This is a genomic window from Pseudomonas sp. MF08831 (assembly GCF_059862645.1).
The window spans coordinates 184,104-208,613 of sequence record NZ_JCBCUX010000013.1 but is presented as its reverse complement, the minus strand read 5'-3'; the positions used below and the strand labels follow the sequence as shown (position 1 = coordinate 208,613).

At 65.4% G+C, this 24,510-nt stretch carries 2 protein-coding genes; both read left to right on the top strand.

Annotated elements, in window-relative coordinates:
* Positions 1-73: 73 nt before the first annotated feature.
* Positions 74-12,979, top strand: coding sequence for an amino acid adenylation domain-containing protein (locus AC19YS_RS24295; RefSeq protein WP_500602796.1), 12,906 nt, complete (start codon positions 74-76; stop codon positions 12,977-12,979).
* Positions 12,976-24,300 carry an amino acid adenylation domain-containing protein gene (locus AC19YS_RS24290; protein ID WP_500602795.1) on the top strand — a complete coding sequence of 3,775 codons (11,325 nt, stop codon included), beginning with the start codon at positions 12,976-12,978 and terminating at the stop codon, positions 24,298-24,300. Before AC19YS_RS24295 ends, AC19YS_RS24290 begins: the two co-directional genes overlap by 4 nt.
* The last annotated feature ends 210 nt before the right edge of the window (positions 24,301-24,510 follow it).

The window sequence follows — 24,510 nt, the reverse complement described above, 5'->3', positions numbered from 1 at the left end:
AGCACACCCGATCCTAACGGCAGCTGAAAACGGACTTTCTCCTTCACCGTGACTTATCAGGCAGGTTACCCCCATGCAGTTCAGCGAATTATTGGCAGCGATTTCCACCCACGCGATCCGTCTGCAACTGGAAGAAGGCGACCTGATCATCCTGGGCGACGACGAAGCGCTGGATGATGCGCTGTGGGATCAACTGATCGCGCACAAGCCGCGCTTGCTTGAGTGGGTGGCCGAGCAGGGCGGCGACTGGCTGAGCCCGGCCTACCGGATTACCCCGGACATGCTGCCGCTGGTCAGCCTCGACCAGCCGGCCATCGACCGTATCGTCGCGGCCATCCCCGGCGGCGCGGCGAATGTGCAGGACATCTACCCGCTGGCGCCGCTGCAGGAAGGCATGCTTTACCATCACCTTTCGGCGCAGCAGGGCGACCCTTACGTGCTGCACGCGCAGTTTGTGTTCGACAGCCGCGCACGCTTGAACGCCTTTGCGCAAGCGTTGCAATGGGTCATCGACCGTCACGATATCCTGCGCACCTCCATGGCGTGGGAGCGCCTTGACGAGCCGCTGCAAGTGGTGTGGCGCAAGGCAAACCTGGTGTGCGAAGAAGCGCACTTCAAGGGCGGCGACGCCCTGGCCCAATTGCTCGCGCGCTACGACGCACGCACCTACCGCATGGACCTTGGCCAGGCGCCGCTGCTGCGCCTGGTGTTTGCCGACGACCCGGCCAACAGTCGGGTGGTAGCGATGCTGCTGTTCCACCACACCATCCTCGACCACACCGCCCTTGATGTGGTGCGCCATGAAATCCAGTTGTACCTGGCCGGCGAGCAAGCCCAGGCGGGTGCGCCGGTCGCGTTTCGCGGCTACATCGCCCAGGTGCGCCACGGCGTCAGCGAGCAGGCGCACGAGGCGTTCTTCCGCGAAATGCTGGCCGATATCGATGAGCCGACCTTGCCCTTCGGCTTGCAGGATGTGCAAGGCGATGGGCAGGGCATCGACGAGGCACGCATCCCCGTGGACAGCGCCCTCAGCCGGCGTCTGCGCAGCCTGGCGCGACCATTGGGCGTGAGCGTGGCGAGCATGATGCACCTGGCATTGGCGCGTGTATTGGGCGTGGTGTCCGGTCGTGATGCGGTGGTGTTCGGCACGGTAATGCTTGGCCGTATGGGCGCCGGCGAAGGCGGTGAGCGGGCCCTGGGCATGTTCATCAATACCTTGCCGTTACGCGTGGATGTGGGCGAGCAGGGCGTGCGCGCCGGGGTCAAGGCCACCCATGCGCGTCTGACGGCTTTGCTCAACCACGAACATGCGTCCCTGGCCCTGGCTCAGCGTTGCAGTGGTGTGGCGGCGCCGACGCCGCTGTTCAGCGCCATGCTCAATTACCGTCACAGCGCCGCTACCGATATGGCCGCTGTCATCGACGTCGCCGAAGGCATCGAGGTGCTCGGCGCCCAGGAGCGCACCAACTACCCGCTGACCGTCAACGTGGATGATCTGGGCGAAGACTTTGCACTGACGGTGATGGTCGATGCCGTCATCGGCGCACAACGTGTTGCGGCTTACCTGCACACCGCGCTGCACAGCCTGGCCGATGCGTTGGAGCAGCGACCGGATCAGCCGCTGAGCGGCCTGAACATCCTGCCTGACACCGAGCGCCACCACCTGCTGCACCGCCTCAATCAAAGCCCCGCGCACTACGCCGACACCGCCCTGATCCATCAGCAAGTCGAAACCCATGCCGCCGCCCGTCCCGAAGCCATCGCCGTGCGCTTCGACACTCAGCGCCTGACCTACCGCCAACTCAATGAACGCGCTAACCAGGTCGCCCACCGTTTGCTTGCGCAGGGTGTGCGCCCGGATGACCGCGTGGCGATCTGCGTTGAACGTGGCCCCGAGATGATCATCGGTCTGTTGGGCATCCTCAAGGCCGGCGCCGGTTATGTGCCGATTGACCCGGCCTACCCGCTGGAGCGCATCGCCTACACCCTGGCTGACAGCGAACCGCTGGCCGTGCTGGTGCAAGCCAACACCCGCCACTTGGTGGGCGAGCTGGCGCAGATCGACCTCAACAGCCTGCGCGGCGAATCCATCGTCAACCCGCGCATCTCCCTCAGCCCGGCGAACCTGGCCTACGTGATCTACACCTCAGGCTCCACCGGCCTGCCTAAAGGCGTGATGATCGAACATCGCCAGGTCGCACGGCTGTTCACCGCCACTGACCACTGGTTCGGTTTCAACCGCAATGATGTATGGGCGCTGTTCCATTCCTTCGCGTTCGATTTCTCGGTGTGGGAAATCTGGGGCGCGCTGATGCACGGCGGCCAATTGCTGATCGTGCCGCAACTGGTCAGCCGTTCGCCGGATGAGTGCTACGCGCTGATCTGCGACGCGGGCGTGAGCATTCTCAACCAGACGCCCAGCGCGTTCCGCCAGTTGATTGCGGCCCAAAGCGCCCAGTCGCACTCCTTGCGTCAGGTCATTTTCGGCGGCGAAGCCCTTGAGCCCGGCATGCTCAAGCCGTGGTACGCCCGCGCCATCAACGCCGGTACGCAGCTGGTCAACATGTACGGCATCACCGAAACCACCGTGCACGTGACCTATCGCGCGCTGGAGGCCGCGGACGCGCAGTTGGTCGGGGTCAGCCCGATTGGCGCGCGCATTCCCGACCTGCAGCTGTACGTGCTGGATGAGCGTCGCGAGCCGTTGCCGTTTGGTGTGGTCGGCGAGCTGTACGTCGGCGGCGCCGGGGTGGCGCGGGGTTACCTCAACCGTGACGCGCTCAATGCCGAGCGTTTCCTGGCCGACCCGGCCACCGGCCTGCGCATGTACAAGACCGGTGACCTCGGCCGCCTGCTGCCCGACGGCAGTGTCGAGTACCTGGGCCGCAACGACGACCAGGTGAAGATCCGTGGTTTCCGTATCGAGCTGGGTGAAATCCAGGCGCGCCTGGCCACCGCCGACGGCGTGCATGATGCGGTGGTGATTGCCCGTGAAGACGCACCGGGCGACAAACGCCTGGTGGCCTACGTGATCGCCGAGCGTGAACTTGGGGCTGCCGAGCTGCGTGATCACCTGTTGCTCAGCCTGGCCGAGTACATGGTGCCCAGCGCCTTCGTACGGCTGGATCAATTCCCGCTGACCACCAACGGCAAACTCGACCGCAAGGCCTTGCCCGCACCGGACGCCGACGCGCTGGCGCGGCGTGACTATGCCGCCCCGCAAGGTGCGGTTGAAGCCGCCATCGCCAGTATCTGGCAGCAGTTGTTGAAGCTCGACAAGGTCGGCCGCGACGATAATTTCTTCGAACTCGGCGGCCACTCGCTGCTGGCGGTCAAGCTGATCGAACGCATGCGCCAAGTGGACTTGAGCTGTGATGTGCGCGTGCTGTTCGGCCAACCCACGTTGGCTGCACTGGCCGCGGCGGTGGGCGGGCAGCAGGAGGTGCAGGTGCCGGCCAACCTGATCGTCGACCCCTGCGAGCGCATCACACCGGACATGCTGCCTCTGGTGGCCCTGGACCAGGCCGCTATCGATCACATCCTCGAAAGCGTGCCTGGCGGCATTGCCAACGTGCAGGACATCTACGGTCTGGCGCCGTTGCAGGCCGGCATTCTTTACCACCACCTGGCAACCACCGAGGGCGACCCCTACGTGTTGCAGGTGCAGTTGCGCTTTGCCGACCAGGCGGCGGTGGATGCGTTTATCCAGGCGCTGCACAGCGTGATTGAACGCAACGACACCCTGCGCACCGGGATTGTCTGGGAAGGCCTGGATGAACCGGTGCAGGTGGTGCTGCGCCAGGCGCCCTTGGCGGTTGAGCGCATTGACGCGCACGGCCTTGATGCCCTGGCGCTACTGCAACAACGCTTCGATCCACGCCATTATCGCCTCGACCTGTCGCGCGCTTCACTGATGCACTTTGGCTACGCCGAGCAGCAGGGCGGTTACGTCGGCATTCTGCTGCTGCACCACATCCTGCTCGACCACACCGCCTTGCAAGTGCTGGTCGAAGAAATGAGCGCCAGCCTCGCCGGCACCAGCGCGCAGCTGCCGGACGCGGTGCAGTACCGCAACTACGTGGCCCAGGCGCGCTTGGGGGTGACGCAGGCGCAACACGAAGCCTTCTTCAGCGACATGCTGGGCGATATCGACGAGCCGACGCTGGCGTTCGGTTTGCACGACGTGAATGGCGACGGCAGCGGCATCGTCGACGCGCACGTGCCACTGGAGCCGGCGCTCAGTCACGGCCTGCGCGAACAGGCGCGGCAACTTGGCGTGAGCACCGCAAGCCTGGTGCACCTGGCCTGGGCTCAGGTGTTGGCGCAGGTCTCCGGCCAGCAGGACGTGGTGTTCGGTACGGTGTTGCTGGGCCGTATGCAGGGCGGCGAAGGTGCCGACCGTGCGCTGGGGATGTTCATCAATACCTTGCCGCTGCGCGTCAGCCTTGGCGCCGTCAGTGTGCAAGCCGGCGTGCGCGCCACCCACGCACGCCTGGCGCAGTTGCTTGGGCATGAGCATGCCTCACTGTCGCTGGCACAGCGTTGCAGCGGCGTACCGGGTTCGTTGCCGCTGTTCAGCACGCTGCTCAATTACCGCCACAGCGCGCCGGGCGAAGCCCCGGGAGACAGCCCGTTCGCCGCGTCCGGGATCGAGATTCTCAGTTCGCAAGAGCGCAGCAACTATCCGCTGGTGCTGAACGTCGATGACCTGGGCAGCGGGTTTTCCCTGACCGTGCAGGGCGTGAACAGCCTGGATGTACAGCGCGTGGGCGCCTACATGCTCACTGCGTTGAGCCATCTGGTGACCGCGCTGCAACAAGCGCCGACCACACCCTTGCAGGCCGTGTCGATCCTGCCGGCTGCCGAACGCCACCAACTGTTGGTGGCGTTCAACGCCACCGCGCGTGACTACCCGTCGCAGCTCACGGTGCACCAACTGTTCGAAGCTCAGGCGCTGGCCCGTCCCGACGCTGTGGCGGCGGTGCAGGGCGCGCTGTCGTTGAGTTATCGCGACCTCAATCGCCGTGCCAACCGCTTGGCCCACCACCTGATCAGCCAGGGCGTGCAGCCGGGCGAAAGCGTGGCGATCGCACTGCCGCGCTCGCTGGATTTACTCGTGTGCCAACTGGCGATCCTCAAGTGCGCGGCGGTGTATGTGCCGCTGGACGTCAATGCGCCGGTCGAGCGCCAGGCTTTCATGGTGCAGGACAGCGGTGCGCACCGCGTGCTCAATACCCTGGCCGACCTGAACCTGGACGCGCAGTCGCCGCGCAACCCCGACCTGGCCCAGTCGGCGCAAAGCGTGGCGTACATCATGTACACCTCCGGCTCCACCGGTGCACCCAAAGGCGTGCAAGTGCCGCACCGCGCGATCTCGCGCCTGGTGCTGAACAACGGCTATGCCGATTTCAATGAGCGCGACCGCGTGGCATTCGGCTCTAACCCGGCCTTCGATGCCAGCACCCTCGACGTGTGGGCGCCGTTGCTCAACGGCGGTTGTGTGGTGGTGGTCGAGCATGCGGTGCTGCTGTCCCAGGCGGCGTTTGCCTCGCTGTTGCAGGAGCAAGCCGTCAGCGTGTTGTGGATGACCGCAGGCCTGTTCCATCAATACGCCGATGCGTTGCTGCCGGTGTTCCGCCAACTGCGCTACCTGATCGTCGGCGGCGATGTGCTCGACCCGCAGGTGATCGGCCGTGTGCTGCAGCACGGCAAACCCCAGCACCTGCTCAATGGCTATGGCCCGACCGAGGCCACCACGTTCTCCACCACCTTTGAAATCACCGCGCCGGGTGCGGGGAGTATCCCGATTGGTCGCCCCATCGCGAATGCCCAGGCCTACGTGCTCGACGCGCGCCAGCAACCGTTGCCGCTGGGTGTGGTTGGCGAGCTGTATATCGGCGGCGCCGGTGTGGCCAACGGGTATTTGAACCAGCCGCAATTGACGGCAGAAAAATTCATCCCCAACCCCTTCGGCGAAGGCCTGCTGTACCGTACCGGCGACCTGGCCAGCTGGCAGGCCGACGCTACCTTGCTGTACCAGGGGCGTAACGACCTGCAAGTCAAGATCCGCGGTTTTCGTATCGAGCCGGGCGAAATCGAAACCTGCCTGGCCGCGTTCCCCGGCGTAAAAGACGCGGTGGTGCTGGCCCGCGAAGACGAGCCGGGCGACAAGCGCCTGGTGGCGTATTACACCGCCCAGGCACCCTTGGACATCCAGGCACTGCGCGCTCATCTGCAAGGCCGGTTGCCGGACTACATGGTGCCGTCGGCCTACGTGTGGCTGGCACTGTTGCCACTGACCGCCAACGGCAAGCTCGACCGCAAGGGCCTGCCCGTACCCGATCAGAGCGCGCTGCTCAGCCGGGGTTACGAGGCGCCGGAGGGCGAGGTGGAGACCTTGCTGGCGCAGATCTGGCAGGACGTGCTCAAGCTTGAGCGTGTCGGCCGGCATGACCATTTCTTCGAGTTGGGCGGGCATTCCTTGCTGGCGGTGAGCTTGATTGAGCGCATGCGTCAGGTGGGCCTGAGCGCGGATGTGCGTGTGTTGTTCAGCCAGCCAAGCCTGGCGGCGCTGGCAGCGGCAGTCGGCAGCGGGCGTGAGGTCGAGGTGCCTGCCAATGGCATTCCAGCCGGCTGCACCCAGATAACGCCGTCGATGCTGACCCTGGTGCAACTCGACCAGGCGGCGATCGAGCGTATCGTCGCCACGGTGCCGGGTGGCGCGGCCAATGTGCAGGATATCTACCCGCTCGCGCCGCTGCAGGAAGGTATTCTTTATCACCATATCAGCGCCGAGCAGGGTGACCCGTACCTGCTGCAGTCGCGCATGGCGTTTGACAGCCTTGAGCGTTTGCACGCCTTCATGGGCGCGCTGCAACAGGTGGCGGCCCGTCACGATATCCTGCGCACCGGCGTGGTCTGGGAAGGTCTGGACAGCCCGGTGCAAGTGGTCTGGCGCGAGGCCCGGCTGGTGGTGCAAGAGGTTGTTCTGGACCCGGCTGAGGGCGGCGTCATCGAGCAACTGCACGAACGTTTCGATGCCCGCCACTATCGCCTGGACATCACCCAGGCGCCGCTGCTGCGCATGGTCTATGCCCAGGACCCGGCGAATAATCGGGTCGCGGCAATCCTGTTGTTCCATCACCTGGCGCTCGACCATACCGCCATGGAAGTGGTCGGCCAGGAGATGCGTGCGTTCCTGTTCAACCAGGCCGAGGCACTGCCTGACGCTGCACCGTTTCGCAACTACGTGGCCCAGGCGCGCCTCGGTGTCAGCGTGGCGGAGCACGAGCAGTTCTTTTGCGACATGCTCGCCGATGTCGATGAACCGACCTTGCCCTTTGGCGTGCAGGACGTGCAGGGCGACGGCCGCGCTATCGAAGAGGCCGAACAGCCGCTGGACGCGGCGTTGGCAATGCGGGTGCGTGAACAGGCGCGGGTGCTGGGGGTGAGTGCGGCCAGCCTGATGCACCTGGCGTGGGCGCAAGTGCTGGGGCTGGTGTCCGGGCGTGATGAGGTGGTATTCGGCACGGTGCTGATGGGGCGCATGCAGGCAGGTGAGGGCGCTGACCGTGCGTTGGGCATGTTCATCAACACCTTGCCGCTGCGCGTCGATGTGGCGTGCGCTGCTGCGGCGGCCGTCAAGGCGACTCATGCCCGCTTGAGCGCGCTGCTGGGGCACGAGCATGCGTCGTTGGCCCTCGCCCAGCGTTGCAGCGGCGTACCGACGGCCGTGCCGTTGTTCAGCGCCTTGCTCAATTACCGTCACAGCACCCCCGGCGAAATGGCCCGCGATGGCCATGGCATCTGGGAAGGCGTGCAACTGCTGGGCGGTGAGGAGCGCAGCAATTACCCGCTGACCCTCAGTGTCGATGACTTCGGCACAGGCTTTGGCCTGAGCGTGCTGGCACTGCCGCAGATCGGCGCCCAGCGCTTGTGTGGCTACATGCACGGCGCCGTGGAGCAGTTGGTGGCGGCGTTGGAACGCTCGGTGAGCACCCCACTTAATCAATTGCCAGTGCTGCCGCCGGCAGAGTGCGAAACCCTGCTGCGCGAATTCAACGCAACGGCCGCAGACTTCCCGACCGGGCACACCGTGCACGGCGCCTTCGAAGCCCAGGTCGAACGTCAGCCTCACGCGATTGCCGTGCAGCAGGACGGCGAAGTCCTGACCTATCAGCAGCTCAATCAACGCGCCAACCAGGTAGCCCACCACCTGTTGACACTCGGCGTGCAGCCGGACGACCGCGTCGCGATCTGCTGTCGCCGTGGACCGCAGATGCTGGTCGGGCTGCTGGGCATTCTCAAGGCCGGCGCCGGCTACGTGCCTATCGACCCGGCTTACCCTGCCGAACGTATCGCCTACCTGCTGCAGGACAGCACGCCAGTAGCGGTCTTGGCCGAGGCAAGCACCCGTGACCTGCTGGGCACGCAGGCCACTGTCGACCTGTTCGACGAGTGCTTGCGGCACCACGCCGTCAGCAACCCGCAGCTGGCCGGCCTGACCCCGGCGCACCTGGCTTACGTGATCTACACCTCCGGCTCCACCGGCCAGCCCAAAGGCGTGATGGTCGAACACCGCACCGTGGAAAACCTGGTGCACTGGCATTGCGAGGCCTTCGGCCTGGACGCGCGCAGCCACACCAGCAGCGTCGCCGGGTTTGGCTTTGACGCGATGGCTTGGGAGGTCTGGCCGGCACTCTGTGCAGGCGCGACCTTGCACGTGCCGCCTGCGGAGGTCGGCAATGAAAACATCGACGAATTGCTCGCCTGGTGGCTGGCGCAGCCACTGGACGTCAGCTTCCTGCCCACGCCAGTGGCCGAGTATGCCTTCAGTCAGAACCTGCACCACCCGACCTTGCGCATCCTGTTGATTGGCGGTGATCGCCTGCGTCAATTCACCCAGGAGCGGCGCTTTGCGGTCATCAACAATTACGGGCCTACCGAGGCCACGGTGGTCGCCACCTCCGGCCGCGTGCGCGCCGGGCAGGCGTTGCATATCGGCCGGCCCATCGCCAATGCCAGCGTGTACGTGCTCGACGCGCAGTTGCGCCCGGTGCCGGTGGGTGTCGCCGGTGAGCTGTATGTGGGCGGCCGTGGCGTGGCGCGGGGGTATTTGAACCGCCCGCAGATGAGCGCCGAACGCTTCCTGCAGGACCCGTTCAACCCTGGGCGCATGTACCGCACCGGTGACCTGGTGCGCTGGCTGCCCGACGGCAATATCGAGTACCTGGGCCGTAACGACGACCAGGTCAAAGTGCGCGGTGTGCGCGTCGAACTCGGCGAAATCGAAAGCCGCCTGGCCGCGCTGGACGGTATCCGCGAAGCCGTGGTGCTGGTGCGCGAGGGGCGTCTGGTGGCCTGGTTCACCGAACACTGGCCGCTGGCGATTGAAACCGTGCGTGCGCAACTGCAGCAACAGCTGCCCGACGCGCTGGTGCCAGCAGCCTACGTCAGGCTCGACACGCTGCCGCTGACCGCCAACGGCAAGCTGGACCGCAGGGCCTTGCCGCAACCCGACCAAGCCGCGTTGCCGAGCCGCGATTACGCAGCGCCGGAAGGCGCGGTGGAAACCACCCTGGCGCGGATCTGGGCCGAGGTGTTGCAGGTGGAGCAAGTCGGCCGGCATGACCACTTCTTCGAACTCGGCGGCCATTCGTTGTTGGCGGTCAGCCTGATCGAACGCATGCGCCAGGTCGGCCTCAGTGCTGACGTGCGTGTGCTGTTCAGCCAGCCCACGCTCGCGGCGTTGGCCACCGCCGTGGGCAGTGGCCGCGAAGTGCAGGTACCGGCCAACCGCATCACCGCCGACTGCCAGCGCATCACCCCGGACATGTTGCCGTTGGTAGAACTCGACCCCTCAACCCTCGACGACGTCGTCAGCCGCGTGCCCGGCGGCGCTGCCAATGTGCAGGATATCTACCCGCTGGCGCCGTTGCAGGAGGGCATTCTCTACCACCACATCACCGCCGAGCAGGGCGACCCTTACCTGCTGCAATCGCACCTGGCGTTCGACAGCATTGAGCGTCTGAACGCCTTCGCCCAGGCGCTGCAACAGGTCATCGACCGCCATGACATCCTGCGCACCGGCGTGGTCTGGGAAGGCCTGGCGCAACCGCTGCAAGTGGTGTGGCGCAAGGCTGAACTGCCGCGTGAAGAGCTGCACCTGCAAGGTGATGTACTGGCCGGCCTGCATCAGCGTTTCGATGCGCGACGCTATCGCCTGACGCTCAGCCAGGCGCCGTTGATCAGCCTCAAGTACGCCCAGGACCCGGCCAACCAGCGTGTGGTGGTGGTGTTGCTCTATCACCACATCGCCCTCGACCACACCGCATTCGACGTGGTGCTGCGCGAAATGCAGGGCCACTTGCTTGGCCACGCCGCGCCAACAGCGGCGCCGATGCCGTACCGCAACTACGTGGCCCAGGCGCGTCTGGGCGTAAGCGAACAGGAACATGAAGCGTTCTTTCGCCAGATGCTCGGTGACGTCGATGAACCGACCTTGCCGTTCGGCTTGCAGGATGTGCGCGGCGATGGCAACGCGATCCAGGAACACCGCTTGCGCCTGGACACTGACCTCAACCGCCGGCTGCGTGCTCAGGCGCGCTTGCTGGGGGTAAGCACGGCGAGCCTGTTCCACCTGGCGTGGGGCCAGGTACTGGCGGCCACCTCGGGTCGCCACAGCGTGGTGTTCGGCACGGTGCTGGTGGGTCGCATGCAAGGCGGCGAGGGCGCCGACCGCGCGCTGGGGGTGTTCATCAATACCTTGCCGCTGCGCCTGGACATCGACGCACAAGGTGCGCGCGCTGCGGTGCGGGCCACCCATGCACGGCTTACCGCGCTGCTGGGGCACGAACACGCGTCGCTGGCGCTTGCTCAGCGCTGCAGCGGCGTAGCAGCCCCGGCGCCGTTGTTCAGCTCAATGCTCAACTACCGCCATCGCGGCGCCGCCACGCGGTCGGCCGAGGCGCAGCAGGCCTGGGAAGGCATGCAGACGCTGGTCAACGACGGGCGCACCAACTACCCGCTGACCCTGAACGTGGATGACCTGGGCGATGGTTATGACGTCACCGCCCTGGCGCAAATCGACGCACAACGCGTGTGCGTTTACATGCAGACCGCTTTGTCAGGGCTGGTTGAAGCCCTCGAGCAGGCGCCGCATCAACCGCTCAATCGCCTGCCGATTGTGGGCAGTGAGGAACGGCAAAAGCTGCTGGTGGAATTCAACGCCACCGACGTCAACTACAACCTCGACCAAACCCTGCACGGCCTGTTCGAAGCCCAGGTCGAGCGCACGCCGCAGGCCGTGGCGGTCAAGTCCGGCGATCAGCAACTGACCTACAGCGCGCTCAACGAGCGCGCCAACCGCCTGGCCCATCACTTGCTTGAAAGGGGCGTGCAGCCGGATTCGCGCGTAGGCATCTGCGTGGAGCGCGGCCTGGACATGGTCATCGGCCTGTTTGCGATCCTCAAGGCCGGCGGCGGTTATGTGCCGTTGGACCCGGCCTATCCTCGCGAGCGCCTGGCCTACATGCTGCAAGACAGCGCGCCGGTGGTGGTGCTCGCGCAAGACACCACCCGCGCGTTGCTGGGTGAGGTGCCGGTGATCAACCTGGACCACGCCACCTGGCAGCACCAACCCGCTGGCAACCCCCACGTGCCGGGCCTTACCGCCCGGCACCAGGCCTATGTGATCTACACGTCCGGCTCCACTGGCCAGCCAAAAGGCGTGATCAACGAGCACGCCGGGGTGGTCAACCGCCTGCTGTGGATGCAGGACGCGTACGGTCTCAAGGCCAGTGATAGCGTGCTGCAGAAAACCCCGTTCAGCTTCGACGTGTCGGTGTGGGAGTTCTTCTGGCCGCTGTTCACCGGTGCACGCCTGGTCATGGCGCGCCCGGGTGGCCATAAAGAGCCTGAGTACCTGTGCGAAGTGATCGAGGCCGAACAGATCACCACGCTGCATTTTGTGCCCTCGATGCTTGACGTGTTCCTGGCCCACGGCGATGTCAGCCAGGCGAACGGCCTGGTGCGCGTAATGTGCAGCGGCGAAGCCTTGCCGGGCAGCCTGGTGCGGCGCTTCAAGCAGCAACTGCCGGGCATCGGCCTGTACAACCTGTACGGCCCCACCGAAGCGGCCGTGGACGTGACCGCCTGGAACTGCGCGCGTCCCGAGGTGCCGGACAACACGCCGATCGGCAAACCGATTGCCAACACGCGCATGTACCTGCTGGATCCGCAATTGCAGCCGGTGCCGTTGGGCGTGGTCGGCGAGCTGTTTATCGGCGGCGTGCAAGTGGCGCGTGGCTACTTGAATCGCCCCGAGCTGACTGCCGAACGCTTCCTCAAGGACCCCTTTACCCATGGGCGCCTGTACCGCACCGGCGACGTTGGCCGCTACTTGCCCGACGGCAATATCGAGTACCTGGGCCGCAACGATGACCAAGTGAAAATCCGCGGCCTGCGCATCGAGCTGGGGGAAATCCAGGCGCGACTGCTCGAACATGCGCAGGTCAACGAGGCTGCGGTGGTGGCCCGCGAAGACCGGCTGGTCGCTTACTACACCGGCGCACCCACCGACATCGAGCAACTGCGCGCGCACCTGCTGCAGCACCTGCCGGACTTCATGGTGCCCGCGCTGTTCATGTACCTTGACGCGCTGCCGCTGAGCCCCAACGGCAAGCTCGACCGCAAGGCCTTGCCTGCGCCGGGCATGGACGCGCTGATCGTACGCGAGTACGCGGCGCCAGAGGGTGATACCGAGATCCTCCTGGCCAGGCTGTGGGCCGAGTTGCTCAACGTCGAGCGGGTCGGGCGCCATGACAACTTCTTTGAACTGGGCGGGCACTCGCTGCTGGCTGTGAGCTTGATCGGACGCCTGCGCCAGGAAGGCCTGGAAGCCGATGTGCGGGCGTTGTTCGAACAGCCGACGCTGGCCGGCTACGCCGCCATAACCGAACGAATGGAGATCGTCCTGTGAGCATTTCTGAGCTGTTGGCGACGCTGAAAACCAAGGATGTGCAACTGGCGCTCAAGGGCGAACAGTTGTCGGTGCAGGGCAATAAACAGGCGCTGAGCGACCCGGCGATTCTTGCCGCGTTGCGCGAGTACAAGCCGGCGTTGATCGAGTTGATCAAGGCCGGTGAGTATTCGCCGACCAAGGCCGGTGAAGTGACGGTGCCGGCCAATGGCATCCCGGCGGGCGCCGAGCGCATCACGCCGGCCATGCTGACCCTGTCGACCCTGAGCCAGGACGAGATCGACCGCATCGTCGCCACAGTTGATGGCGGCGTGGCGAATATCCAGGATATCTACCCGCTGGCGCCGTTGCAGGAAGGCATTCTGTTCCATCATGTCAGCGCCGAGCAGGGCGACCCGTACGTGATGCAGTCGCAGTTTGCGTTCGACAGCCTGGCGCGTTTTGAGGCCTTTGCCCACGCCCTGCAAAGCGTGATGAACCGACACGACATCCTGCGCACCGGCGTGGTCTGGGACGGGTTGCAGGAACCGTCGCAAGTGGTCTGGCGCCAGGCGCAACTGCCGGTGCAGGTGTTGGCGCTGGACCCGGCTGACGGCGATATCGCCGCGCAGTTGCACGCGTTGTTCGATGCCCGCCACTATCGCCTCGACGTGACCCAGGCGCCGCTGCTGCGCCTGGTGCGTGCCGAAGATCCGGCCAATCAGCGCATCGTCGCCACCTTGCTGTTTCACCACATGGCCCTCGACCACAGCGCCCTGGAAGTGGTGTGCCATGAAATGCAGGCGTGCCTGCTGGGGCAGGGCGCAGCGCTGGGCCAGGCGGTGCCGTTTCGCAACTATGTGGCGCAGGCGCGGTTGGGGATCAGCGAGCAGGAGCACGAAAGCTTCTTCCGCCAGATGCTCGGCGACATCAGCGAGCCGACCTTGCCATTTGGCCTGCAAGACGTGCAAGGCGATGCCCGCGGGATTGCCGAAGTCAGCCTGCCGCTGGCAGCACAGCTGGGCCAGCGCCTGCGTGCGCAGGCCCGGCAACTGGGGGTGAGCGCCGCCAGCCTGTTCCATATGGGCTGGGCACAGGTGCTGGGTGTACTGGCCGGTAAAGAGCACGTGGTGTTTGGCACCGTATTGATGGGCCGCATGCAGGGCAGCCATGACACCGATCGGGCACTGGGCATTTTCATCAACACGCTGCCGTTTCGCGTGGACGTGGGCGCCGAGGACGTGCGCGCCGGGGTCAAGGCCACCCACGCGCGGCTGACCACCTTGCTGCGCCACGAACACGCCGCGTTGGCCCTGGCCCAGCGCTGCAGCGGCGTGGTCGCGCCGACGCCGCTGTTCAGCGCGTTGCTCAATTACCGCCACAGTGCCCCGGCCGCCAGCGCCGCTGCCGTGTCGGCCTGGCAAGGTATCGCGGCGCTGAGCGCCGAAGAACGCACCAACTACCCGCTGACCCTGAGCGTGGATGACCTCGGCGAAGGCTTTGCCTTGAGCTTGCTCGCCAGCACCCAGGTGGACCCGCAGCGCGTCTGCGCCTACCTGCAAACCGCGCTGGAAAACCTCGTGACTGCGCTGGAGCAGGCGCCACAGACATCGCTCAATCAAGTCTCGGTCGTGCCCGCCGCCGAACAACAACAAGTGCTGGAGCAGTTCAACGCGACCCACGCCGACTTCCCTCAAGGCACCACGCTGCACGGGCGTATCGAAGCTCAGGCGGCCTGCACGCCCGAGGCCATCGCCGCCGTGCAGCAAGGCCGCCAACTGACCTACGCCGAGCTGAACCAGCAAGCCAACCTGTTGGCCCATCACCTGCTGGCGCTGGGGGTCAAGCCCGACGACCGCGTGGCGATCGTCGCCCGCCGTGGCCTGGATACCCTGGCCGGGTTGCTGGCGATCCTCAAGGCCGGCGCCTGCTATGTGCCGGTGGACCCGTCCCACCCGGCCGAGCGCCTCAATTATTTGCTCACCGACAGCGCGCCGGTGGCGGTGCTGACGCAACAGGGGCTGCTGGACCGACTGCCCGCGCTGCAAGTGCCGGTGATCAACCTGGACCGCTTTACCTGGCAGCATCATTCGGCGAGCAACCCCACGGTCGATGTCACGCCCTCCAACCTCGCCTATGTGATCTACACCTCCGGTTCCACTGGCCTGCCCAAAGGCGTGATGGTCGAACACCACACCGTGGCCAACCTGGTGGACTGGCATTGCCGCGCCTTTGACCTGTGTGCCGGGCGCCACACCGCCAGTGTCGCCGGTTTCGGCTTTGATGCGATGGCCTGGGAAGTGTGGCCGGCGCTGTGTGTCGGCGCGACCCTGCACCTGCCGCCGGCCAATGACGGCACCGAAGACATCGACGCCTTGCTCGCGTGGTGGTGCGCGCAGCCGTTGGACGTGTGCTTTTTGCCCACGCCGGTGGCCGAGTACGCCTTCAGCCAACAGATCGAACACCCGACCTTGCGCACCTTGCTGATCGGCGGTGATCGCCTGCGCCAGTTCGCGCGGACCCAGCGTTTTGAGTTGATCAATAACTACGGGCCTACCGAGGCCACGGTGGTCGCCACGTCCGGCAAGGTGGAGACGGGCCAGCCGCTGCATATCGGCAAGCCTGTTGCGAATGCCACGGTGTACTTGCTGGATGAGCAGCAACGGCCGGTGCCGCTGGGGGTTGCCGGCGAGCTGTACGTGGGCGGCAAAGGCGTAGCGCGCGGTTACCTGAACCGCCCTGAGCTGACGGCCGAGCGCTTCGTGCAAGACCCGTTCAACGCTGGGCGCATGTACCGCACCGGCGACCTGGCGCGCTGGCTGCCGGACGGCAATCTCGAGTACCTGGGGCGTAACGACGACCAGGTGAAGATCCGTGGCGTGCGCATCGAGCTGGGCGAGATCGAAACCCAGCTCAACCAATTGCCGGGTATTCAGGAAGCGGTGGTGCTGGTCCGTGAGGACCGGCTGGTGGCGTATTTCACTGAAAACCCGTCGTTCGCGCCGTTGGCGGTTGGCGATATCCGCGCCCATCTGGTGGCGCAGCTGCCGGACTACATGGTCCCGGTTGCCTACGTGAAGCTCGTGGCATTGCCGCTCACCGCCAACGGCAAACTCGACCGCAAGGCCTTGCCCGCGCCGGACATGGCTGCGGTGTTTACCCGCGAGTACGAGGCGCCCCAGGGCGAGATCGAAAGCGTGCTGGCGCAGATCTGGGCCGATGTACTGCACGTGGCGCGCGTCGGGCGTCGCGACCATTTCTTTGAATTGGGCGGGCACTCGTTGCTGGCAATGCGCATGGTTTCCCAGGTGCGCCAGCGTCTGGGTGTCGAGCTGATCCTCGGCGACCTGTTTGCCAATGCCGAGTTGGCGGCGGTCGCCGAAGTCCTGGCCCAATCGGGGCGCAGCACGTTGCCGGATATTCTCCCGGCCAGCCGCGATGAACCCGTGCCACTGTCCTTCGCCCAGCAGCGCCTGTGGTTTCTGGCTCTGATGGAAGGCGCCAACACCGCCTATAACATCCCCATTGGCCTGCGCCTGCGTGGGCAGTTGCATGTCGAGGCGCTGCAACGGGCGCTGGCGCGGATTGTGGCGCGCCACGAAACCCTGCGCAGCCGCTTTGCTCAACACGGCGACGACGCCCAGGTGCTGATTGTGCCGGCCGAAGACGTGCTGCCGCTGCAAGTGCAGGACCTGCGCCGCCACCCGCAACCCCAGCAGGCGCTGGATGCCTTGATTCACGGCGAAGCCTCGGCGCCATTCGACCTGGAGCGCGGCCCGCTGCTGCGCGGGCGGCTGGTGGTGATGGCCGACGATCACCATGTGCTGTTGCTGACCTTGCACCACATCGTCTCCGACGGTTGGTCGATGGGCGTGCTGACCCGCGAGCTGATGGCGCTGTACCAGGCCTTCAGTCACGGCCTGCCCGACCCGTTGCCGCCGCTGGCGATCCAGTACGCTGACTTCGCCGTGTGGCAACGCCTGTGGCTGAGCGGCGACGTGCTGCAGCGCCAGAGCAGCTATTGGCAGCAGGCGCTGGCAGGCGCGCCAGCCTTGCTCACGTTGCCCACCGACCGCCCGCGCCCGGCGCAGCAGGATTACGCCGGCAGCAGCGTCGAAGTGCGCCTGGATGAACGCCTCACCGCCGGGCTCAAGGCCTTGAGCCAACGTCACGGCACCACGCTGTACATGACCTTGATGAGTGCCTGGGCCTCGCTGCTGGCGCGGCTGTCCGGGCAACACGACCTGGTGATCGGTTCGCCGGTGGCCAACCGCACGCGCAGCGAGGTTGAAGGGCTGATCGGCCTGTTCGTCAACACGCTGGCAGTGCGCATCGACACCTCGGGCGAGTTGAGCACCGAGGCGCTGCTGGCGCGGGTCAAGGCGCTGACGCTGGAAGCCCAGGCCCATCAGGACCTGCCGTTCGAACAGGTGGTGGAAATCACCCGGCCGCCGCGCAGCCTGGCCCACAGCCCGTTGTTCCAAACCCTGTTGACGTGGCAGGACAGCAGCGCACCGACCCTCGCATTGGGCGACCTGGCCCTGGAAGGCATCGTCGAAAACAGCCACTTTGCCAAATTCGACCTGTCGCTGAACCTTGGCGAAGTGCAGGGCAGCATTCTTGGCGCGCTGGAATATGCAGTGGCGCTGTTTGATGAGTCGACCGTGCAGCGTTACGTCGGCTACTTCACCCACGCTTTGCAGGCGATGGTCGAAAACGACCAGGCGGTGCTTGAGCATGCGTCGCTGGTCGATGAGCGTGAGCGTCAGCACCTGCTGTTTGATTTCAATGCCACCGAGGTCAATTACAACCTCGACCAGACCCTGCACGGGATGTTCGAGGCGCAGGTCAAGCGCACCCCGGACGCGATTGCGGTCAAGGCCGGCGAACGGCAGCTGACTTATGCCGAGTTGAATGGGCAGGCCAATCAGTTGGCCCATCACTTGCTGGCGCTGGGTGTGCAGCCGGATTCGCGCGTGGCCATTTGCGTGGAGCGCAGCCTGGAAATGGTCGTGGGCCTGTACGCCATCCTCAAGGCGGGCGCCGCGTATGTGCCGTTGGACCCGGCCTACCCGCTGGAGCGTATTGCCTACATGCTGCACGACAGCGCGCCGGCAGTGGTGTTGGCTCAAGGCTCTACGCGTGAGTTGCTGGGTGCGGTGCCGGTGGTCGATCTGGACCACCCTTGCTGGCAGCACCAGCCGCTGGATAACCCGAAGGCAGTGGGCGTGACGGCGTATGTGATCTACACCTCCGGTTCCACCGGCCAGCCCAAGGGCGTGATCAACGAACACGCCGGGGTGGTCAACCGCCTGCTGTGGATGCAGGACGAATATGGCCTCAAGGCGCAGGACTCGGTGCTGCAGAAAACCCCGTTCAGCTTCGACGTGTCGGTGTGGGAATTCTTCTGGCCGCTGTTGACGGGCGCACGGTTGGTGATGGCGCGCCCTGGCGGGCATAAACAGCCTGAGTACCTGTGCGATGTGATCGAGGCTGAGCAGATCACCACGCTGCACTTTGTGCCGTCGATGCTGGATGTGTTCCTGGCCCATGGCGATGTGCGCCAGGCGGCGGGGCTGGTGCGTGTGATGTGCAGCGGCGAAGCCCTGCCGGGCAGCCTGGTGCGACGCTTCAAGCAGCAGTTGCCGGGCAGTGAATTGCATAACCTGTATGGCCCGACCGAAGCGGCGGTGGATGTCACGGCGTGGAATTGCGCGGGCGCAGTGACGCCGGACAACACGCCAATCGGCAAACCCATTGCCAACACGCGCATGTACCTGCTCGACAGCCAGTTGCAGCCGGTGCCGTTGGGGGTGGTCGGCGAGTTGTTCATCGGTGGCGTGCAAGTGGCGCGCGGTTATCTGAATCGGCCTGAGCTGACGGCCGAGCGCTTCCTGAATGATCCCTTTACCCGCGGACGCATGTACCGCACCGGTGACGTCGGGCGCTACTTGCCGGACGGTAATATCGAATATTTGGGCCGCAATGATGACCAAGTGAAGATCCGCGGTTTACGCATCGAGCTGGGCGAGATCCAGGCCCGCCTGACCGAGTATCCGTCGATCAATGAAGCGGCCGTCATCGCCCGCGAGCAACGCCTGGTGGCGTACTACACCGGCGCGCACTGCGAAATCGACGTGCTGCGCAGCCACCTGCTGCACCACTTGCCGGAGTTTATGGTGCCGGCGATTTTCGTCCATCTCGACGCCTTGCCACTGAGCCCCAACGGCAAGCTCGACCGCAAAGCCTTGCCGGAGCCAGGCATGGAGTCGGTGGTGGTGCGCGAGTACGAGGCGCCCCAGGGTGATACCGAAATTGCCCTGGCCAGCCTGTGGGCCGAGCTGCTCAACGTGGAGCGTGTGGGCCGTCACGACAACTTCTTCGAGTTGGGCGGGCACTCGTTGCTGGCCGTAAGCCTGATGGGGCGCATGCGCCGCCTCGGGTTGTCGGCGGATGTGAAGGTGCTGTTTGGCCAGCCGACCTTGTCGGCCTTGGCGGCGGCGCTGGGCAGCGGGCGTGAAGTGGCGGTGCCGGCCAATGGCATCGCACCCGGCTGCACGCACATTACGCCGGACCTGCTGCCCCTGATCCAGCTGGATCAGCCGGCCATCGAGCGCATTGTCGCCCGCATCCCCGGCGGGGCGGCCAATGTGCAGGACATCTACCCGCTGGCGCCGTTGCAGGCCGGCATTCTCTATCACCACCGCGCCGTACTCGAAGGCGATGCGTACCTGCAGCAGGCGCAGTTTGCGTTCGACAGCCGGGTGCGCTTGCAGGCTTTTGCCCATGCGTTGCAGGCGGTGATCCAGCGGCATGATGTGCTGCGTTCCTCATTCCATTGGGATGGCCTTCATGAGCCGGTGCAGGTGGTTTGGCGTGAAGCCTCGTTAAGCGTCGAAACAGGGCCGTTGCCGTCGCGTCTCGATGTGGCTCAAGCGCCGCTGATGCGCCTGGTTTACGTGCAGGAACCGCAGCGCGTGGTGGCGACCTTGCTGTTTCATCACCTGGTGATGGACCACATCGCGCTGGACATCCTGCAGCACGAAATGCAGGCGTTTCTGTTGGGTCGCGACGCGGCGTTGGGCGCTGCAGTGCCGTACCGCAATTACGTGGCCCAGACCCGTTTGGCGGTTAACGATCACGAGGCGTTTTTCCGCGACATGCTCGCTGAGATCGACGAGCCCACCGAGGTCGAAAACCTGGGTGTCGATGAAAAAGCGCATCTGACCATCGACCCTCAGTTGAGCCAGCGCCTGCGCACCCAGGCCCGTCAAGCGGGCGTGAGCGCCGCCAGCCTGATGCACCTGGCCTGGGCCCATGTGCTGGGCAAGGTCAGCGGCCGCGAGCGTGTGGTGTTCGGTACCGTGATGCTCGGCCGTCTGCAGGGCGGCGAAGGCGCCGAGCGCGCCATGGGCGTGTTTATCAACACCTTGCCGCTGCGGGTCGATCTGGGTGAGCACTCGGTGCGTACGGCGTTGCGTGCGACTCATGCTCGCCTGACCCAACTGCTCGGCCATGAGCACGCGCCGCTGGCGCTGGCCCAGCGTTGCAGCGCAGTGCCGGTGGCGACGCCGCTGTTCAGCGTGCTGTTCAACTACCGCCACAGCGCGGCGCAAACCGGCGGCGTGGCGCAGGCCTGGCAGGGCATCGAGTTGCTCAAGGCCGAGGAACACACCACCTACGGGCTGTCGGTGAGTGTCGATGACCTCGGCGACGGGTTCAGCGTGCACGCCATGGGGCGGGGTGCCCGACGTTTGTGTGGCTACCTGCACCAGGCACTCGAACAGGTGGCGCATGCGCTGGAGCACAACCGTGAAATCGCCATCAGCCGCCTGCCGATACTGCCCAGCGCCGAACGCCAACAGCTGGCGGTGTTCAACGCCACCGCGCGTGCATTCCCCCGCGAGCACACGGTACAGCGCCTTTTCGAAGCCCAGGCGCAGGCGCGGCCTGACGCGCTGGCGGCGTTGCATGGCGAGCAGGCAGTGAGCTACGGCCAATTGAACACCCGCGCCAATCGCCTGGCCCATCACCTGCTGAGCCTGGGCGTGCGGCCCGCCGATAACGTGGCGATCCTGCTGCCGCGCTCGCTCGATCTGCTGGTCAGCCAACTGGCGGTTCTCAAATGCGCGGCAGCCTATGTGCCGCTGGATATCCACGCGCCCGCCGAGCGCCAGGGCTTTATGCTGCAGGACAGCGGCGCGAGCTGGCTGCTGACCCGCAGCGACGCGTCCATCGATTACGCCGCCCGGCGTCTGGACCTGGACACCCTGACTCTTGACCCGCAACCGAGCCACAACCCGGACCTGTCACAAGCCTCGGACAGTGTGGCGTACATCATGTACACCTCCGGCTCCACGGGTACGCCCAAGGGCGTGTTGGTGCCGCATCGCGGTATCACGCGGCTGGTGCTCAACAACGGCTACGCCGACTTCAATGCGGCGGACCGCATTGCCTTCGCCTCCAACCCGGCGTTCGACGCCAGCACCATGGACGTGTGGGGCGCGTTGCTCAACGGCGGGCAGGTACAGGTGATCGACCACGCGACCTTGCTCGACCCGGCCGCGTTCGGCAGTGCGCTGCACGGCGCGACTGTGCTGTTCGTCACCACGGCGCTGTTCAACCAGTACGTGCAGCTGATTCCGCGAGCGCTGGCCGGCTTGCGCATGTTGCTCTGCGGCGGCGAGCGCGCCGACCCGGCGGCGTTCCGCAGCCTGTTGGCGCAGGCGCCAGGGCTGCGTTTGGTGCATTGCTACGGGCCGACGGAAACCACCACCTATGCCACCACCCATGAAGTGCAGGCGATTGCCGATGACGCCGACAGCGTGCCCGTCGGCCGGCCGATTTCCAACACGCATATTCACGTGCTGGATGCCTGGTTGCAGCCGGTGCCGGTGGGGGTGACCGGTGAGATCTGCATCGGCGGCGATGGCGTGGCCAGGGGGTATTTGAACCGCCCTGAGCTGACCGCTGAAAAGTTTGTCGACGACCCCTTCAACGCCGGTGCCTTGATGTACCGCACCGGTGACCTTGGTCGCTGGACCCAGGAGGGTTTGCTGGAGTGCATCGGACGCAATGACGACCAGGTGAAAATCCGTGGTTTTCGCATTGAGCTGGGTGAGATCGAAGCGCGCCTGGCGACCTTTGCAGGTATTCAGGACGTGGTGGTGCTGGCGCGTGAGGACGTGCCGGGTGACAAGCGCCTGGCGGCTTACTTCACCTGGGCTGATGCACCTGTTGACCTCGACAGCGTGCGGGCGCACCTGCAAGGCCAGCTGCCGGACTACATGCTGCCATCGGCCTATGTACCGCTGGCGCATTTGCCACTGACGGCCAATGGCAAGATCGACCGCAAAGCCTTGCCGGTTCCGGCGCTGGACGCGTTGAATCGCCGTGATTTCGAAGCGCCTGGCGATGCGCTGGAACAGCAACTGGCCAACCTGTGGGCCGAAGTCTTGAAGCTGGAGCAGGTTGGGCGACATGACAGCTTCTTCGAGCTGGGCGGGCATTCGTTGCTGGCAATCCGGCTGGTCAACCTGATGGAAGAGGCCGGGTTGCAGGTGTCCCTGGCCGAGCTGTTCCAGCATGCCAGCGTGGCTGGCGTCGCGGCGATGCTGCAGCAGCGCACGCAGGCGCCGGCGCGCGAGACGTCGGTGATTACCGTGCGCAGCAGCGGTTCGCAGCCGCCGCTGTTTCTGCTGCATGAGTTCAGTGGCATGGACGTGTACTTCCCGGCGCTGGGCCAACACCTGCCCGGCGACTATCCCATTTATGGCCTGCCGGGCGCGGCGCTTGGCGAAGCGCATCTGAACACCATGGAAGGCCTGGCCGCGCGCCTGGTCGGGTTGATTCGGGGCATCCAGCCCCACGGGCCCTATCGGCTCGCGGGCTGGTCGTTTGGCGGCGTGCTGGCCTATGAAGTGGCGATGCAATTACTCGGGCTGGATGAGGCGGTGGCCTTCCTCGGCTTGATCGACAGCTATGTGCCGCGCATGACCGATCAGGGCAAGGCGCGCTGGAGCGGGCCGGATGCGCTCAAACGGCATTTGTTGCTGCAGTGCACGGCGTATTGGAAAGCACAGGGAGGTGTGGATGAGCTGGCGAGCCTTGAATACTTGGAGGCGGGCATTGGACAGCTGGACTTTGCGGGTCTGCTGCAACGCTGTCGCAATCAAGGTTTGCTATACGCGCAAATGGCAGCGGCTGCGGACGCGGACCTCTTGAGTTTTATCGAACGGGAGGTCGGGCATGGGCATGCGCTGGCGCATTACAGCCTGTTCCCGTTGCCGGTCGCGGTGCATTTGTTCAGCGCGCAAGAGCGGCCCACCGAGTTGTCGCGGCGCAGTGTTTCGCTGGGGTGGGAGGATGCGTTGGCGCCTGGGCAGTTGCGCCGGGTGGAGGTGCCAGGCGATCACCAGAGCATGATGCAGGCGCCGCATATTCAGGCGCTGGGGCGGGCGATGAGCGAGGCGTTGGCCGTGTGTTCGCCGGTGGCGCAGGGGGCGCATCAACCGCTGCTGCGCATTCAGAGTGGGCGGGCAGGGTATGCGCCGGTGTTCTGCGTGCCGGGTGCGGGCGATAGCGTCACCGGGTATGTGGGGTTGAGCGAAGCGCTGGGGCGTGACTGGCCGCTCTTCGGCTTGCAGCCGCGCGGGCTTGATGGCCAGGCGGTGCCGCATAGCCAGGTCGAAGCGGCGGCGCAGTGTTATCTGGCGGCGCTTGCACAGGAGTGTCCGCAGGGGCCGGTGCACTTGGTGGGGCACTCGTTTGGTGGATGGATCGCGTTGGAGATGGCGCTGCGGTTGCAGGCGATGGGCCGTGAGGTGGCGTCGTTGACGGTGATTGACAGCGAAGCGCCGGGCGGCGCCGGGCGGCCTTACACCACCACGGCGGCGATGTTGCGATTGATCGAGGCGATGCAGCTGGCCGCCGGCAAGTCGCTGGGTATCGACCGTGTGGACTTTGCCGGGCGTGATGAAGTGGCGCAGCGGCAATGGCTGCATGCGGCAATGGTGGGCGTTGGGCTGTTGCCGGGGCGCTCTGCGGTGGATGCCATGGACGGACCGGCGCGCACTTATGCGGCGGCGTTGCGCACGGTGTATCAGCCGCATCAGCGTTACAACGGCGTGGTGCGGTTGGTGTTGGCTGAGGACCCTTCGCTGGATGCGGCGGGCAATCAGCGCGAACAGAGCCTGATGATTGAGGGGTGGCGACGGCAGGGCAGCGGGCTGGAAGTTTGGTATGGGCCGGGGAACCACTTTACGTTGCTTAAAACGCCGAATGTTCAGGGGCTGGCGCGGTGGTGGCTTGAGGGTGTGGTGATTGGGGAGGTGGTGTCGTGAGCGGCATACACCGATCTGAAGGTGGGAGCTGGCTTGCCGGCGACAGCGGTGCGGCAGTGTACCTATCCATTGCTGCGGTCACGGCCACTTATGGTTCCGCTCTTACAGCGGGTCACTTTTGTAAAGACACAAAAGTAACCAAAAGGTCTTCGCCCCACCACTCGGCACCTCGCTTTGGCTCGGTGTGCCCTCATGCAGGCTTTGGAGCGT

Bases quoted from the DNA above. Each gene is read 5' to 3' on its own strand.
- AC19YS_RS24295 (WP_500602796.1), top strand. From the start codon at position 74: ATGCAGTTCAGCGAATTATTGGCAGCGATTTCCACCCACGCGATCCGT.